This window comes from Sinorhizobium sp. NG07B (assembly GCF_002532005.1).
Classification (GTDB): Bacteria; Pseudomonadota; Alphaproteobacteria; order Rhizobiales; family Rhizobiaceae; genus Sinorhizobium; species Sinorhizobium fredii_C.
This window is the reverse complement of record NZ_NWTD01000029.1, coordinates 1-15,371: the sequence shown is the minus strand read 5'-3', so window position 1 is coordinate 15,371 and position 15,371 is coordinate 1. Positions and strand designations below refer to the sequence as shown.

Here is a 15,371-nt window from a genome sequence, read left to right as displayed (position 1 = left end):
CTCGCCCCGGCCAGCAGATCGACGCTGAAGCCGGCCTCGTCCTCGCTGGCACTGCCGCTGACCGCCGCCGACACCGCTGGGGCGTCGTTGGTGCCGTGGATAGTCACCACGACTTCTCGACTGGCCGTACCATCGGCCGACCACACCGTCAGCGTATCTGTCACCATCTGCCCGGCGGTGAGCGCCTGCGTCGCGGCGCACGCGTTGTCGAGCACGTACGTCCACGCCCCGGTCGTCGCGTCGAAGCTGAAGCGGCCGTAGGTGCCATCAAGCGCATTCTTTTGAGGCGTCTGGAAATGTTTCTGGCCGGTATCGACATCGCAGACGTTCAGTGTGCCGGCGGCAGTTGCCGAACCAGGGTCGCCATTGCTCGTGCCTCCTGCTTCGATTACGGACCCTGTGGACGTGCCGCTGATCGCTGCCGCGTCGTTCTGGCCGACGATGTCCAGCGTCACTTTCGCGTAGCTGAGGGTACCATTGGATAGCCGGATGGAATAATAGAAAGAATCCTGGATAGACTCACCCCCAGACAGCGAATCGACGCTCCGGGCATTCTCAGGCGAATTGGAACCGCTATCGATTCTGAATTCGATCTTTCCATTGTAGATTCGGATCCAGTTTCCTTCGGCGGTCTTCTCCCAGCCTGTTGTAATATTGCTCTGCAACAACTCACTCATAAAATTCGAGCCGCCGTCGTCGATGGACCAGAGTGTCTTCGCCTTGCCGCCGAGATCGTTGGACATCACGTTCAGCGCGATGGTGCAGGTAGCCGCATCGTAGATTCCAGACGCCAGCAGTTGCTCTTCAGTCCATCCATAAGTGTCGCCCTGCGCCTGCGGAGTGTTGTTGAAGGATGTAGTGCTCCCACCACCTGTGGTCTGCGTCGCCATAAACCCTCTCCATTACTTTGGGTGCCCTGCTCGGGTCGTGTGATTTCGAGTTTGATAGATTGCGGCGGCCTTTCCGGGATGCCGCTCGTGCATGTTTATCTGGAGCGGCCCAGGTCACATCCAGAGACCTCGGAACAAAGGCGTCCAAATTGCCTGTTCCGTCGGAGATCTGGAAAATTCGCGAGATCACATTCAGGAAGAGGGTGGGAAACCGGCCGAGCTCAGCCGGTCCCCCCGCAATCAAAGCTGGCGCGCCCTCATCAGGCGAAACTACTCTGCACACGCCTGCTCCTTTCCGGCCAGCGCATTCAAATGGCCGGTCTGGGAAAATTTGATTGGTTCCCCTAGCCGGTTCCACGCTAACGCAGCAACGGCTCGAGCAGATCCCTATCCCTGCTAAGTTCTTAACATGTCTGATCAATTAAAAAACTAATCTTACGGTGTACTACTTTAATGCAGACGGATTAAACCTTGGGCGCTTCGCATTTCTCAACTGTTTAGAGGTTCAAGCTATACTGGAGAGCTTTCGCTTGTCGTTAGCACTGCGTCCGGAAAATTGTCGCCATGTCCATTTCGCCGACCGCAAGCGCACTCCCCCGGCGCGGCTGTTAGGCGAGTCTCTCCCCGTAACTGTCGGTTCCCAATTGCCCGACAATGACTGCATCAGTCGCGGCTTGCGGCGTCGAGGTGCGGTGGAACGAAAGTCTCATTCGGTCGAAGGGCGTCAGGCAGCGTCTCGGCTGACCCAAGGCGGCGCATTCCGCGATAGACGGTGGTCGAGGCCCGAGTTGCTTGCAGCTTCAGTTGGTAGTCATCCGGCATTGACGAGTTTCATGCGGCCGGGACTTTTCATCTCGAGTGCTGACTACCAAGCCTCTTACCTTGTTCTCTTGCGGCGGCGATGCATTCGTTCGTTCGGAGATCAGCCTGCGCGAATGCGGTGGCACCGAACACAGGGAAGATCAGCTCGCGATCGGCCGAAGCGGACCTGCAGCCTTCCTGCTATGATCCGGTTTAGCTCGCAATAACGCGCCGGCCCAGGGCTGGTGCCTCGGCACCACCAGAGGGCACCAATGTCGCCCGAACCCATAAGAAAACCGACTCGCCAGGTCCAATCCTAGCGTCGGAAATTCCACCGTTGGGGGCGCTGACAGGCGGGATCTCTGATCTTTGCCGTCGTCCCAAGGGCTCTCGTAGAACCAATGAACCAAATCGCTGAACGGCGGCTTTGTCCCGCCTCGTGTCCCTTCGTACTGATAGCTGCGAACGACTGCTTGCCAACCACCCACGACGCTGGTGAAGGTGAACTCTCGACCCTGAGGAGACCCTGCTTTCTTCAAGGTTAAATGACCGCTTTGCTCCCCGAAACTCGGCGGTTGACTATCCGCGGCTCCCGACCTGAAACCCGACTTCCTCCACCAACGCTGGCAATGCATAGGGAGGAGTTTCAGTGAACGGCGGCCTATGAAGAAGTCACAACAATTGCGGTTGAGATTTCCTTGCCTTCGCGGCGGTAACTGTGCGGAACGCTAGAGTCAAAATATACAGCGTCCCCCGGATCCAGCGCGGCCTCCTTGCCATCCACGTTGACGATAAGCCGACCGCTGAGCACATAGATGAACTCGGCGCTGCCATGTTGATGCGGCTCTGATGGTGGCGAATCGACCGGGAACTCGGCGTAGAACGCCTCCATGCGGCGGTCAGAAGCGGGATAATCCAGGCTTTCAAATAGAAAGGCCGGGTTCTTTTCGCCCGGCGGGCTTGGAAGTTTGAGACGCTGCTGCTTTCGGACGACCGCGATGAGCGGCTCCTCCTTGTCGGCCCTGAAGAAGTGTTCGAGCCCGACGCCGAAAACCATGGCGATCCGAAGCAGCGTGGGCAGCGTTGGAAACATCTGCCCGCGCTCGATCTTCGAGAGCATCGCAGGCGAGAGCCCTGTATGCTCGGCCAACTGCACCAGGCCCAGCTTCTTTCTCAGACGCAGTGCCTTGATACGAGGGCCGATCGCGTAGCGCTGAAGCTCATTGGACAGCGTTTCGGAGAGCACGTCGCAAACTCCTTTTCGTTTGGGGAAACTATCAGACGACATTTATCTTCACAAGAGAATTCTGTTTCTCTTCACGATAATTTGAGTGGAATGAAAATAGATTTTCTCCACATGAAAGGGGCACGAGGTGCATCTCGCACCCGTCATCGAGAGGAGAAATGCCATGAAGTTCAAGAACCTTGTATTCGCTGCAGCGATCACGCTCGGCAGCAGCGTCAGCGCGGTCGCCGCGGAAAAGGATATCGCCGACACCGCGATGGAGGCGGGTCAATTCAAGACGCTGGGTGCCGCGCTCGAAGCGGCGGGCCTGGTCGCCACTCTCAAGGGAACGGGTCCGTTCACGGTCTTTGCTCCGACCGATGACGCCTTCGCCAAGTTGCCGGCCGGTACAGTCGAAAACCTGCTGAAGCCGGAGAACAAGCAAAAGCTCACTCAAATCCTCACCTACCATGTCGTCGCGGGTAAGCTGATGGCTGCCGACGTGGCCGGTATCGATGAAGCGAAGTCGGTAAATGGCAAAATGATCGACATCGAAGTCGAGGGCTCCAGCGTCAAGGTCAACGACGCCGCCGTCACTGCTGCCGACATCGCTGCCTCGAACGGGGTCATCCATGTCATCGACAAGGTGATTATGCCGCCGGAAGGCTAGCCTTTCATCCCTCGATCTGGAAGAAGAATCATGAAATTTATCAGCATTTTGACGCTCCTTCTCGTAATCGTAGGCGGGCTGAACTGGGGGCTGGTCGGACTATTTGGCTTTGACCTCGTGGCCGCCATTTTCGGGGCTGGCTCGGGGCTCGCCCGGATCGTGTACATCCTGGTAGGGCTATCGGCGGTCTGGCAGATCATCCCCCTGTTTTCTGCAATGGGGTCCGGCGAGTTTGCTGCTGGCCAGAACCGATAGGGAGTCTGGAGGGACCCGCTTGCCTCGTCGGCGGTTTCCTCCATATTTGCCGATGGACATGCATTCCCTCCTCGTGCTGGTCGCCTTCGAGGTCGCAAGCTTCGCTGCGGCGGCTAGCGGCGTAATATTTAGGCCAGGCGGCTGGTACACGCAGCTCGACAAGCCAAGATGGCGCCCGCCCGATTGGCTGTTCGCCCCGGTCTGGACGGTTCTCTATGCATCGATCGGACTGTCGGGCTGGCTCGTATGGCGAGAGGCAGGCGTTGCCGGGGCAGCACTGCCTCTCAGTGTCTATGCAGTCAAACTTCTGCTCAATGCTGCGTGGACGCCGATCTTTTTTGGACTTCACCGACACGGCCTGGCCGTGGTGGAGATCATGGTGCTTTGGGCTGCAATCCTGGCGACGATTATAATGTTTCACCCCGTGAATGCGGCTGCTGCCTTGCTGCTTGTTCCTTACCTGGCGTGGGTGAGTTTCGCGGCGGCACTTAACTTGTCCATCTGGCGGCGCAACCGATCGAAACCACTGTCGCGGGGCGCCCGATGAGACCCCGGTCGATCGTCGTGAATGATCGGATGCAGCAAGGCTATCGGTACGCGCTCGTTGCGCCAATTGGCGGTGAATTTCATCCCGATTTCCGGCCAGACTTGACACCCGCCGAGATGCTCGCGCTCGGCGTGTTCGGCGGCAAGTACATGACCGATTGTCGCGACGAATTCCCCAACAGCTGGTTTGCAGCGGCCCGGCTGTCGTCGCTGCGAAAAGATCCGTCACTTAACTGCTTCGGTGTCGACGCCAGCCAACCGCTCAGCGTCTGGCGAGCCAAGGGATGGATACATCCCGACGATCCGCGTGGCTGGTTCCAGTGGTACTGCCGATACCATCAAGGTCGTCGCATGCCGGGCGAGGACGAGCGACAGATCGTCCGTTGGAGAGCTATTCGCCGCCATATCGCTCAGCTTCGTCGGGCTTGCGAGCCTGGGGATTGCTGGTGCCGGCCGCGTCAGCGCCAGGCTCTGCTGCATTGGGCATATGACAGCCGTTCGATTTAACTATTATGCCGCTGCTGTGCTGAAAAACGTCCGGTATCTTGCTCGGGGCTAGAAGCTGAAGGGCAGCACACGGCGCACGACGGCTGTCGCAGCCGAGTTGACCGGGCACGCATTCCACCCGCTGCGGATCTGAACCGGCAAGGGTCAACCCCAGCGGTCTTACGCGAGTGCGATCCCGCGAGATCGCTCAACGCTTCCACGAATTGCTGGACTCTCTCGGTATCAGTGCACATTATGGAAGTATGGTCGGTGAAAACGACAGCGGGAGTGCAGGCGGCGCAAGCCAGCGCTTTGGTTTGGCTGGGCTTGCCGAAGCGATCGTCGAGACGCTCGATCAGCCGCTGCTGATCCTCAATGTCAACCTCACCGTCACGGACGTCAACTCCGCATACTGCGAAACGTTCGGCGTCACCGCCGAGGAGACGCGCGGTCAGCCGATTTACAGGCTGGGCAATGGACAATGGCACATTCCCGAGCTTCGCCGGCTCCTCGAGCAGATCCTGTCCGAGCGCACGACGGTGAAGGGCTACCGGATCGAGCACAAGTTCGCCGAAATCGGCAAGCGGGTCATGATCCTGAACGCCCGCAGAATAGCGGCCGATAACGGGCGGCCGGAACTGATCCTGCTCACGGTCTCTGATCGGACGGAAGCCGAGCAAGCCCGGTTCGAGCTCGAACGGCATCGAGAGTTCCAGGAAAAGCTGATTGATAGCGTTCGCGAGGGACTCCTGGTGCTTGACTGGGATCTGAAAGTCGTCCGGGCGAACCAGACGTTCTATGACCTGTTTCAGGTCTCTCCTTCCCACACCGAGGGCCGGCTGGTGTACGAACTTGGCAACCGGCAATGGGACATTCCGAGACTGAGGCAGCTCTTGGAAGATGTTCTTCCCGACAACAATGCCTTCGATGATGTCGAGGTAGAGCACGAGTTCGAAACAATAGGACGGCGCATCGTGATCCTCAATGGCCGCCGTCTCGATCATCTCGACCTAATCCTGCTGGCGATACGCGACGTTACCCAACAACGCCTGTTAGAGGCGCAGCAACGAACGTTGATGGGCGAACTGCATCACCGGGTGAAGAACGTCCTGGCGAGCGTGAGCGCGCTGGCGAATCGCAGCCTGAAAGAAAGTCAATCTCTGGATGAGTTTCGCGACAGATTTGCAAGTCGCCTAGGCGCCTTCTCCAGGACCCAGGACCTGCTGATGCGCGCACCTGCACACAGCGTCCTCTTGGCTGAAGTTCTGCGCTTGGAGATGGAAGCCCAGGGAGGCCATGAGGGAGAAAACTTCCAACTTGACGGCCCAGACGTCACCCTGTCGCGTGAGGCCACGCAAGCTTTTGCCATGGCGATCCATGAGCTGACCACCAATGCTGTAAAGCACGGTGCCTGGGCCTCCCCCGAAGGCCGGGTGAAGGTAACTTGGACAGCGCACCGCAAAGGCAATGCGACACTTATTAGTTTTCGCTGGCGAGAGATTGGCCGCAAGATCGATACAGCTCCCGCTCGTAAGGGTTACGGATCGCGGGTTCTGGCGGAACTGTTCAGCCACTCGCTGGACGGCACGTCCAAATTGACGCTTCATCCTGACGGCGCCGAGTTCATTGCGGGGTTTAAGCTGCAGGACTAGTATTCGGTTCCTGCGCCTCTTGCCAGCCACGATAGGGACGGCCTTCCAACCTGCTACGACCTAGTCTGAAGAGGAAAGTTCGATTCATAGCTGTCGCTCGCCGGCCCGGTCCGGAACTTCCGACGCTGGTGCCATCAGCGGACATAGTGAACTACAAAAAAGCTTGCCTGCTCTTCTCGAGCATTGGGGAAAGCAAGGAAGCATCCCGGCTCTTCCGGTTCTCCGCCTTCGTTTACTGATCGGAAAAGACTTGCGTCGCCACCGCCATCGCCGCCTGAACGCGACTGAAACCAGCATAGGGAAGCATGTGGAGAATGGCCTCTGTCACCTCTTGCTTTGTCGCCCCGGTGTTTAAGGCCGCCTTGAGGTGGACGTTCAACGGCGTTTCATCCGCTGCTGTTCCACGCGCCGTCAATGCGGCGACTGTGGCCAGTTCCCGCGATTTGAGATCGAGGCCGGGCCTGGAGAACACCTCTCCATAGGCGAACTCAACGATATAGCGGCCGAGATCAGGCGCGATGTCGCGGAAAGCAGCAACGACGCCTTTGCCAGATACCTGACTGCTGGCGGCCATTGCAGAGACACCTCTGTTGAAGCGTGCGTCATCTGCCTCCGACTGTGAGCGTTGCGTGGCGATAGCCTCGCCGGTGAGTGACGGCGCAGCCAGGCTACCCGCTTCCACTTCCGCAAAGACGTTCAAGGCAGGTGCTACCGCCGTCAGTGCCTGCGGCCAACCGATATAGACCGGCATCTGGATCAGCAATTCGGTGATTTCGGCCCGTGTCCAACCCGTGCGCAGACATGCCTCGACATGGAAGCGAACCGTGCTATCGAGGTTGCCGATAGCGATCACCATGGAGAGTGTCGCCAGTTCGCGATCCTTCAGCGCGAGCCCCGGCCGATTCCAGATTTCGCCATGCGCAAATTCTACCGTCAACCGATCGAGATCCGGGGATAGGCTGCTGCCTTCGATCACACGTTGGGCAAAGGCGCCGGCGGCATCCCCGCCAGTCTTGAGCAATTGCTGGACGCCGAGCACCCAATCGTCGCCGTCCGGCCGCCCCGTCGCCGTTCCGACGGTCACGCCGCGCTCAGCGAACACTTCGCGGGCGAGAAGCATTGCGTCCTGGGCGAAAGGAAAACCGCCATAGACGACGCTATGGAGCAAGGTCTCGACGACTTCGCGCGGGCTCCAACCAGTTTCCAGCATCCCGGCGATATGAAAGCGCAGAGCTGGGCGCGCCGTGCCGAGTACGGTAATGACGGCAACATTGATGAGCTCTCGAGTTTTCAGGGGCAGGCCTGGGCGCGCCATCACATCGCCATAGGCATCTTCAATAAGAAGCCGGGAAAGATCCGGAGAAAGCGGATCCAGGTTCCGGCTGAAGTCGCCGCCGCTAACGGTCCTGAGCGCCTCGAGGCCCCTTGCGCGGCGATCAGCGCCTGGGTCTTCGCTCGGTTGAGCAGCCGCAGAATTGCGGAGAGCGGCCGCTGTCATCAGTCCCAGGGTTGTTTGGATCATCGTTCGTCTGCCCCGATCTGTGGTACGGTTACCATCAGGCCTGGCACCTTTCCCTGTCTTCATCATCGATGAGCACCCTTTGGTCTGTTTTGATATGTCGTGCCTATTGGGACGGCACAGGCGATCGTCACCCGATCGCTGAGATGCAGCCAAAGCATCGCGCCACGTTTGCAATAAATCCAATGCATATTTAGTATCGCCCTCATGAATCGGGTAAATATCGCGAGCATTGATCTCAATCTTCTGGTGGTGTTCGACGCTCTGGTGGCGGAAGGGCATGCCACCCGCGCTGCACAGCGGATAGGTCTCACTCAGCCAGCGGTCAGCCACGCGCTCAACCGGCTGCGTGCTCTTTTCGGAGATCCTCTCTTCATCCGCTCGCCGCGCGGAATGGTCCCGACGCCGGCTGCACTGGACGCCGCCCCGGCCATCCGCTCAATCCTCGAGCAGGTCGAAGGTGTTCTGCGCGGTGGCCGGATCTTCGAACCGGAAGAGAGCGGTCGACAGTTCGTGATCGGCCTGTCGGATTATGCGGCCTTCGTGCTTTTGCCCCAGTTGACCGCACGGATGGAACGCGAAGCGCCGAAGATATCGCTCGTCATCCGCAACACCAGCCACAGTGTCGGCCTGCCGATGCTGGAGGAAGGATCAGTCGAACTCATTGCCGGCAACTTTCCCGAGCCGCCGTCTCACCTGCGTGACGAACTGCTCTACGAGGAGGATTTTGTCTGTGCTGGCCGAGGCGACCACCCGGCCCTTGCGGATCCCCTCGACCTCGACCGCTATCTATGCCTGCGACATCTTCAGGTGTCGACGAGAGGCAATCCGCATGGCTATGTCGACGCCGTCCTGGCGGAGCGCGGATTGAAGAGGAAGATCGCTGTTACCGTCGGGCATTTCTTGATGGCGCCCCTTCTGGTCGAATCCTCGAACCTCGTGGCCACCGAACCCCGCCGCCTGTTTGGGTCACTGCCCAGCCCGCTGCCGCTTCGCTTCTTTCCGCCCCCGATCGACATTCGCCCGTTTCGGGTTGTCCAGGCCTGGCATGCGCGTCATGACGCGGATCTCGGCCACCAATGGCTTCGACGCGTCGTTCGGGAGATCGCGCAACAAACGTGATGCACCGTTTGTGCTGCATGAGCGGCCCTCCTGCATTTCACGTCATGAACCTGGGCAATTCCGTGGCTAAAGCATCGACGGCAACGCGGACCTTCAGCGGCAGATGCCGCGTCTGCAGCCATACGGCATGACAATCATAAAGGAACGGTGCCTGATTGGGGAGAAGCCGGATAAGAGCGCCTGTCTCGATCCGCTCCCTCACCAGCCAGTATGGAAGCCATGCAAGCCCCGTCCCGGATGTCGCGGCATCGGCGATGGCATCGAGATCATCGAGGCGGAATCGGTTCACCGGAAGCACTTCGAATGGCGTTTGGCCCTGCTGTGGGAAGAGCCAGGGCGGAACAGGGCCGGATCGGCGATAGACGACTGCTTTGTGTTGCGCCAACTCCTCCACCGTCTTCGGGCGGTCATGGGTTTCGAGGTAGGCCGGTGCGGCGCAAACGATCATTGGCTGGCGCGCGACACGACGCGCGATCAATCCCGCCCTGTCCGCCAGTGTGCCCGTGCGGATGGCGAGATCATGGCCATCTTCTGCAAGATCGATGAGGCGATCGTTGAAGGAGAGGTCAAGCTCCAATGCTGGATATCGGCGGGCGAGTTCCAGCAGTACGGGCATGACGCAGTGGCGGCCGAAATGGACCGGCATAGTGACGCGCAGTTTTCCGCGCGGTTCGGAAAGCTGGTCGGCCGCAAGCGCATCCGAGGCTTCCGCCTCGGCAAGAATGACGCGGCAGCGCTCGTAGTAGGCGCGACCAAAATCGCTCAGGCTTTGACGCCGCGTGGTGCGGTTGATGAGGCGCACGCCAAGCCGCTCCTCCAGAAACCGGATATGCTTGCCGACCATTGGCCCGGAGAGATCGAGCGCCGCTGCGGCGGCCGCGAAAGAACCGAGATCGACGGCTTTGACGAACACGGCCATGCTGGTCAGGCGATCCATATTCAAAACCTCTGGTTTCTACTGTGGTGCAGAATCGGCCATTTATCCGCTCGAACGCTGCTGACATAGCTTATTTCATTCGTTCATTTTGGAGTCTAGCCATGACGCGCGTTGTTCGCTTTCACGAGCTTGGTGGTCCGGAAGTTCTGCGGATCGAGGATGTGGATGTTCCGGAGCCTGGCCGGGGCGAGGTTAGGATCCAGGTCAAGGCGCTCGGCCTTAACCGGGCCGATGCCCTGCTGCGGTCGGGCAACTATATCGAGACGGCGACATTGCCTTCCGGGCTCGGCCTGGAAGCCGCGGGCGTCATCGAAAAGGTCGGCGAAGGCGTGGAAGGTTTCGTGCCGGGCGATGCGGTCAGCTTGGTGCCGCCGAGGTCGATGATCCGCTGGCCATGCTATGGCGAGCTTGCCAACGTTCCCGCCGCCCTCCTCGTCAAGCATCCGGCTTCGCTTAGCTGGGAAGAGGCGGCGGCCGTCTGGATGCAGTATCTCACCGCCTATGGCGGGCTGATCGACATCGGTGGGCTCGGTCGTCAGGATTTCGTCGTCATAACCGCCGCGTCAAGCAGTGTCGGACTGGCCGCGATCCAGATTGCCAACGAGGTTGGTGCAATACCGATCGCGGTCACCAGGACATCGACCAAGAGACAGACTCTGCTGGAGGCCGGCGCGGCGCATGTGATCGCCTCGGCGGAGGAAGACCTGGAAGCCCGCCTGAAGGAAATTTCCGGCCCGCAAGGCATTCGGGTGGTGTTCGATCCGGTTGGCGGACCGATCTTCGAGCCTTTGACCGCTGCCATGTCACCCGGCGGCATTCTCGTCGAATATGGCGGACTGAGCGCCGAGAAGACGCCTTTTCCGCTGTTCACCGCGCTCAGCAAAAGCCTCACGCTGCGCGGCTTTCTCGTTCACGAGGTGATTGGCGATCCGGTCCGGTTGGAAGCCGCAAAGGCGTTCATTATCGCGGGGCTGATATCGGGTTCGCTTCACCCCGTCGTCGCCAGGACCTTTTCGTTCGATCAGATTGTCGAGGCGCATCGCTTTCTTGAATCCAATGAACAATTCGGCAAGATCGTTGTGACGGTTTGACCAACGCAAATCCGCTCCGAAGTATGTCGACTTGGACGGCCGGATATACTCTTCTGCGATGGTGCCAGCGCGAACAATCGACCCTAAGCGGCCATAGCTCATCGATGGCGCAAAGGTCCGCAGTAGCTGGTATCTCGCGTCGTTCCACTCGATCCAGTCGGCGCGATACCACGTCCGTCGGAGAGGCCGTTTGCCACCGGAATGTGGATACGCAGGATCCCCGCCTTGGCGGCCGCATCCATGGCATTGCTTGATGTCCTATGTGAATAGCTCGGCCCGAGAGTGTAATTCAGGCCGAGCTCTAAGCAGCAACCCGGTAGCCGGACGCCGCGCTCGCCTTCGCACTGCCGGACGTCGTGAAGGCGCCGAGGCGCAGCGCGATCTGCTCGGCCTCGGCCGTCAACGCGTGGCTGGATGCATTAGCCTGCTCCACCATCGCCGCATTCTGCTGCGTAATCTGGTCCATCTGGCCGATGGCGCTGTTGACCTCACGGAGAGCCGTCGCCTGCTCGGCTGTGCTCGAACGGATGGCGTGGAACACCGCGCTCACCTCGACCACCTGGGCGACGATCTGCTGCAGCGATTGCGCCACCTGGTTGACAGAGGCGACGCCATCCTCGACCTGGCCGCGCGACTAGGGTCGCATTCAGAAGACCCAAGCCGCTCACGAGCCGCTGCTTGAGCCGTCGCGCCTTCGAACAGCCTGCAGGGACAAGGGGACCGCGCAACGAACCGCTAAGCCCTTAACAAGATCGTTGCTGCTGATGCGGTTGAGAGGGTACCCTCCCTGGTTTCGGCACCTTGGAGGAAGCGATGCAACAGGAGCAAATCCGCCTCACCGGCGCAAGGGAGACCCTGCTGATCACGCTCCAAGCCAAGGCAGCTGAAAGCATCATGCCGGATTCGCTGCTTCGCGACCGCTTCGCCGCAGATGCCTTGCACCGTATCGATCAGGGCAGTCGTCACCTTAAGGTTGGTCACGACATGACCATCGGCATCGCGTTGCGTGCCTATGTGCTTGATCGCTGGACGGAGGCATTCCTTCAGCGCTGCCCGGAGGCCACTGTTGTCCATCTCGGCTGTGGTCTCGACAGTCGGAACTTCCGCATAGATCCCGGGCCGGGAGTTCGCTGGATCGAACTGGATTTCCCCGATGTCATCGCCTTGCGTCAGCAGATCTACCCCGACCGAGCGGGCTGCGAGATGATTGCCAGCTCGATCGTCGAGCGCGGCTGGATTGCAAAACTTCCCACCGACAGGCCGGCCATGATCGTCGCCGAGGGCGTTCTGCCGTATCTGGAGGAACAGCAGGTTGCGCAGGTTTTGCGGCGGATCGCCAGCCACTTTCCCTCCGGCGAGATAGCCTTCGATGCCTATAGCAGCTTCGCAATCCAACTGCTGCGCTTCAATCCGGCGATCCGCGCCACCGGCGCCTGTCTTCATTGGGCGCTTGACGATCCAGCAGAGATGGAGCGGCAGGTATCGGGGCTAAGGCTCATCCAGGACCATTCGGATTGGGACCCAGAACAGGTGGCGCGGATGTCACCGCCCGCCCAGATCGCGTTGCAGCTCTTCGGCACCATCCTCACTCCCTATCGTATGGGGCGCCTGGTTCGATATGGTTTCTGAGAGATGCGCACCATAGTCAGACACCGCCTCCCGACCCTGACTATTTTGGGCTCTTCTGCGCAAGTTAATGCGCCGTCCTCGGCACAGGCGCCCCGGACCTGTCCCTCGAGACCCACTTGAGGGAGCGCCCGAAAGGCTGACTTGCACAGACCTGAGAAGCAGCGCACCATCATGAGCAGTAAAACTTCCGTCCGCAGCCCCGTCGAGGACACTTCGTTATGCCCCGTCGGCGATCGGGCGTTAATCGGCACCAACGCCCGGGCGTTAAGGCTAAATGGAGTTTCGCGATGAAGACGTGGGACAGACCAGGTTTGGCCTTAGACCGCGCGACGAAAGCAGGGGCGGTCAACGCGGCTCAATCGGCGCTGCCAAACGAAGACGGGGTCGCGGACGGCGAAGCATTCCGGGCGATCGATCGGATGCGCGAGGCCCTGAGTGGAATGGCGACCGGAGGTCTTTCACCTGCGGCATTGACACTCGCCTTTTTCGACTGGTCGATCCACCTCGCATCGGCCCCGGGCAAACGCATGGAACTCGCCGAGAAGGCCGGGCAGAATTGGGGCCTTCTGCTGGCTTACATGGCCGCAGCCGCCACGCGTCCGGATGCGCCGCCCTGCATCGAGGCGCTGCCGGGAGACAACCGTTTTCGTGCGGAGGGCTGGCAAAAGCAACCCTACACAGTCTGGGCGCAGGGTTTCTTGCTGTGTCAGCAGTGGTGGCACAATGTTACGCGCAACGTGCCGGGCATGACACCGCACCACGAGGACGTCGTCTCCTTCGCCGCGCGCCAGTTGCTGGACATGTTCTCGCCGACCAACATTCCCTTTGCCAACCCGGAAGTGATCCACAAGGCAATGGAGACGGGCGGCGCGAACTTCACGCAGGGATTCCGCAACTGGCTGGAAGACGTCGGCCGGATGGCCATGAAGCAACCTCCGGTCGGGACGGAAGCGTTCCGCGTAGGACGCGACATCGCGGCCACGCCTGGAAAGGTCGTCTACCGAAACCACCTGATCGAGCTGATCCAGTATGCGCCCGCGACGGAGGACGTCCTGGCCGAGCCGATCCTGATCGTGCCTGCCTGGATCATGAAATACTACATCCTCGATCTTTCATCGCATAATTCCCTGATCCGCTATCTCGTGGCGCGAGGCCACACCGTTTTCTGCATTTCCTGGCGCAATCCGACCGCGAAGGACCGCGACCTCACTCTCGACGATTACCGGCGATTGGGAGTCCTGGCCGCGCTTGATGCCATCAGCGCCATAGTTCCTGAACACAGGATCCACGCAACAGGCTACTGTCTGGGAGGGACGCTTCTGGCGATCGCGGCAGCCGCGATGGCGCGCACCGAGGACCAGCGTTTGGCTTCAGTCACGCTGTTTGCCGCCCAGACGGATTTCTCCGAACCTGGCGAACTGGCGCTGTTCATCGATCACAGCCAGCTGCATTTCCTCGACAGCATGATGTGGCATAGTGGCTGTCTCTCCGCCGATCAGATGGCGGGGGCATTTCAGCTGCTGCGCACCAATGATCTCGTGTGGTCGCGCCTCGTCCACGACTACCTGATCGGCAAACGCACCCCGATGACAGATCTCATGGCGTGGAACGCCGACCCGACCCACATGCCCTACAGGATGCATGCGGAGTATCTGCAGCGCCTCTATCTCGACAACGAGCTTGCCGCCGGCCGTTTCATCATTGACGAACGCCCGGCTCACCTCCAGGACATCCGCATTCCCATGTTCGTCGTCGGAACAGAGCGAGACCATGTCGCACCATGGCATTCCGTCTACAAGATACATTATCTCACCGACACCGACGTCACTTTCGTGCTGACCAGCGGGGGCCACAATGCCGGCATCGTCTCTGAGCCAGGTCACCACGGAAGAGTTTTTCGCATCGCATTGACACGTGATGTCGATCCTAGTGTCAGTGCAGACGCATGGGCCGCGGCGGCCAGATCGAAGAACGGCTCATGGTGGCCGGACTGGGTCGAGTGGCTCGCCAGCCATTCAGCGCCGGAACGAGTGCCACCGCCGGACTTCGGCGCGCCAAAAAAAGGCTATCTCCCTATCGATGATGCGCCCGGCACTTATGTATACCAACGGTAACCCTATTCAGGGAATGGCACCGCCTCAAGGCAAATCAAAGCGTGGCCCCGCAGTTGCGCCCTGTGCGGTTCCTGTTGATACATTATGCGATTTTCGAAGCCCAGAACGTGAACGAAGGCTGCTGGCTGCCGGCGGCTGAGGCCGTCGGTGCTGTGTCCAGTTCGCCGGTGTCTGCTCCGCAATCCCGGTAGTCCGAGTGCCTTCGGCAGCAACGCAGCCTGTCTCGCGCCTGGAATGAGGCCGTCGTCAGCATGCCCGCCTGGAAGGGAATCGAACCGTCGGCGGCGTCGCCCGCTATACCTAAGCCTCTGATCCCTTGGCTATTACGTTGGTTAAGAGTCTTCGAAGCTTATGTTAAGGACCTACGCGAAATCAGGACAATGCCGCGGTGTTCGATATCGCCACGCTCGGCAATCGCAGCTGACCGGCGTTAC

General features: G+C 60.0%; 14 protein-coding genes. 9 read left to right on the top strand and 5 right to left on the bottom strand.

Going from position 1 to position 15,371, the window contains the following annotated elements:
- Together CO664_RS29630 and CO664_RS29625 are read right to left on the bottom strand one after the other, a co-directional pair.
- On the bottom strand, nucleotides 1–890 hold an 890-nt coding region (locus CO664_RS29630; protein ID WP_202859975.1), incomplete at its 3' end, for a VCBS domain-containing protein.
- A 1,462-nt stretch (nucleotides 891–2,352) separates the two neighbouring features.
- Nucleotides 2,353–2,937: an XRE family transcriptional regulator gene (locus CO664_RS29625; protein WP_097540710.1), complete on the bottom strand. Its 585-nt coding sequence runs from the start codon at nucleotides 2,935–2,937 to the stop codon at nucleotides 2,353–2,355.
- Nucleotides 2,938–3,100: 163 nt separating this feature from the next.
- On the opposite strand from CO664_RS29625, the gene CO664_RS29620 reads away from it, so the two are divergent.
- The 5 genes from CO664_RS29620 (at nucleotide 3,101) to CO664_RS29600 (ending at nucleotide 6,525) form a co-directional block, all read left to right on the top strand.
- The gene (locus tag CO664_RS29620) at nucleotides 3,101–3,586 is read left to right on the top strand and encodes a fasciclin domain-containing protein (RefSeq protein WP_097540709.1); all 486 of its coding nucleotides are present in this window, start codon (nucleotides 3,101–3,103) and stop codon (nucleotides 3,584–3,586) included.
- A gap of 30 nt (nucleotides 3,587–3,616) precedes the next feature.
- Nucleotides 3,617–3,841 (top strand): DUF378 domain-containing protein, encoded by a 225-nt coding sequence (locus tag CO664_RS29615; protein ID WP_097540708.1) that lies wholly within the window; start codon nucleotides 3,617–3,619, stop codon nucleotides 3,839–3,841.
- 58 nt (nucleotides 3,842–3,899) lie between these two features.
- On the top strand, nucleotides 3,900–4,388 hold the full coding sequence (locus CO664_RS29610; protein ID WP_097540711.1) for a TspO/MBR family protein: 489 nt from the start codon (nucleotides 3,900–3,902) through the stop codon (nucleotides 4,386–4,388).
- Complete coding sequence (locus CO664_RS29605; protein WP_097540707.1) at nucleotides 4,385–4,894, top strand: hypothetical protein; 510 nt, start codon at nucleotides 4,385–4,387, stop codon at nucleotides 4,892–4,894. The genes CO664_RS29610 and CO664_RS29605 overlap by 4 nt, the downstream gene beginning before the upstream one ends.
- A 242-nt stretch (nucleotides 4,895–5,136) precedes the next feature.
- Nucleotides 5,137–6,525, top strand: coding sequence for a PAS domain-containing protein (locus tag CO664_RS29600; protein WP_097540706.1), 1,389 nt, complete (start codon nucleotides 5,137–5,139; stop codon nucleotides 6,523–6,525).
- Between the two features lie 232 nt (nucleotides 6,526–6,757).
- On the opposite strand, the gene CO664_RS29595 is transcribed toward CO664_RS29600, so the two are convergent.
- Nucleotides 6,758–8,113, bottom strand: a complete 1,356-nt coding sequence (locus tag CO664_RS29595) for a carboxymuconolactone decarboxylase family protein (RefSeq protein WP_234820202.1) — start codon at nucleotides 8,111–8,113, stop codon at nucleotides 6,758–6,760.
- A 138-nt stretch (nucleotides 8,114–8,251) separates the two neighbouring features.
- Between CO664_RS29595 and CO664_RS29590 the strand changes: the two genes are divergently transcribed.
- Nucleotides 8,252–9,166, top strand: coding sequence for a LysR family transcriptional regulator (locus CO664_RS29590; RefSeq protein WP_097540704.1), 915 nt, complete (start codon nucleotides 8,252–8,254; stop codon nucleotides 9,164–9,166).
- A gap of 37 nt (nucleotides 9,167–9,203) precedes the next feature.
- Here the strand turns inward: CO664_RS29590 and CO664_RS29585 are convergent, their stop codons facing one another.
- On the bottom strand, nucleotides 9,204–10,103 hold the full coding sequence (locus CO664_RS29585) for a LysR family transcriptional regulator (protein ID WP_097540703.1): 900 nt from the start codon (nucleotides 10,101–10,103) through the stop codon (nucleotides 9,204–9,206).
- Between the two features lie 101 nt (nucleotides 10,104–10,204).
- Between CO664_RS29585 and CO664_RS29580 the strand changes: the two genes are divergently transcribed.
- A complete protein-coding gene (locus CO664_RS29580; RefSeq protein WP_097540702.1) occupies nucleotides 10,205–11,194 on the top strand; it encodes a zinc-dependent alcohol dehydrogenase family protein in 990 nt (329 codons plus the stop codon).
- Nucleotides 11,195–11,495: 301 nt separating this feature from the next.
- Here CO664_RS29580 and CO664_RS29575 read toward each other — a convergent pair whose 3' ends face one another.
- The gene (locus CO664_RS29575; protein WP_097540701.1) at nucleotides 11,496–11,786 is read right to left on the bottom strand and encodes a hypothetical protein; all 291 of its coding nucleotides are present in this window, start codon (nucleotides 11,784–11,786) and stop codon (nucleotides 11,496–11,498) included.
- A gap of 221 nt (nucleotides 11,787–12,007) precedes the next feature.
- On the opposite strand from CO664_RS29575, the gene CO664_RS29570 reads away from it, so the two are divergent.
- Nucleotides 12,008–12,823 carry a class I SAM-dependent methyltransferase gene (locus CO664_RS29570; RefSeq protein ID WP_097540700.1) on the top strand — a complete coding sequence of 272 codons (816 nt, stop codon included), beginning with the start codon at nucleotides 12,008–12,010 and terminating at the stop codon, nucleotides 12,821–12,823.
- 287 nt (nucleotides 12,824–13,110) lie between these two features.
- On the top strand, nucleotides 13,111–14,937 hold the full coding sequence (locus CO664_RS29565) for an alpha/beta fold hydrolase (RefSeq protein ID WP_097540699.1): 1,827 nt from the start codon (nucleotides 13,111–13,113) through the stop codon (nucleotides 14,935–14,937).
- Nucleotides 14,938–15,371: the final 434 nt, after the last annotated feature.

Coding starts and splice junctions, on each gene's coding strand:
- CO664_RS29570 (WP_097540700.1), top strand. CDS start 12,008: ATGCAACAGGAGCAAATCCGCCTCACCGGCGCAAGGGAGACCCTGCTG.
- CO664_RS29565 (WP_097540699.1), top strand. CDS start 13,111: ATGAAGACGTGGGACAGACCAGGTTTGGCCTTAGACCGCGCGACGAAA.
- CO664_RS29600 (WP_097540706.1), top strand. CDS start 5,137: ATGGTCGGTGAAAACGACAGCGGGAGTGCAGGCGGCGCAAGCCAGCGC.
- CO664_RS29585 (WP_097540703.1), bottom strand. CDS start 10,103: ATGGATCGCCTGACCAGCATGGCCGTGTTCGTCAAAGCCGTCGATCTC.
- CO664_RS29580 (WP_097540702.1), top strand. CDS start 10,205: ATGACGCGCGTTGTTCGCTTTCACGAGCTTGGTGGTCCGGAAGTTCTG.
- CO664_RS29610 (WP_097540711.1), top strand. CDS start 3,900: ATGCATTCCCTCCTCGTGCTGGTCGCCTTCGAGGTCGCAAGCTTCGCT.
- CO664_RS29620 (WP_097540709.1), top strand. CDS start 3,101: ATGAAGTTCAAGAACCTTGTATTCGCTGCAGCGATCACGCTCGGCAGC.
- CO664_RS29595 (WP_234820202.1), bottom strand. CDS start 8,113: ATGATGAAGACAGGGAAAGGTGCCAGGCCTGATGGTAACCGTACCACA.
- CO664_RS29615 (WP_097540708.1), top strand. CDS start 3,617: ATGAAATTTATCAGCATTTTGACGCTCCTTCTCGTAATCGTAGGCGGG.
- CO664_RS29590 (WP_097540704.1), top strand. CDS start 8,252: ATGAATCGGGTAAATATCGCGAGCATTGATCTCAATCTTCTGGTGGTG.
- CO664_RS29605 (WP_097540707.1), top strand. CDS start 4,385: ATGAGACCCCGGTCGATCGTCGTGAATGATCGGATGCAGCAAGGCTAT.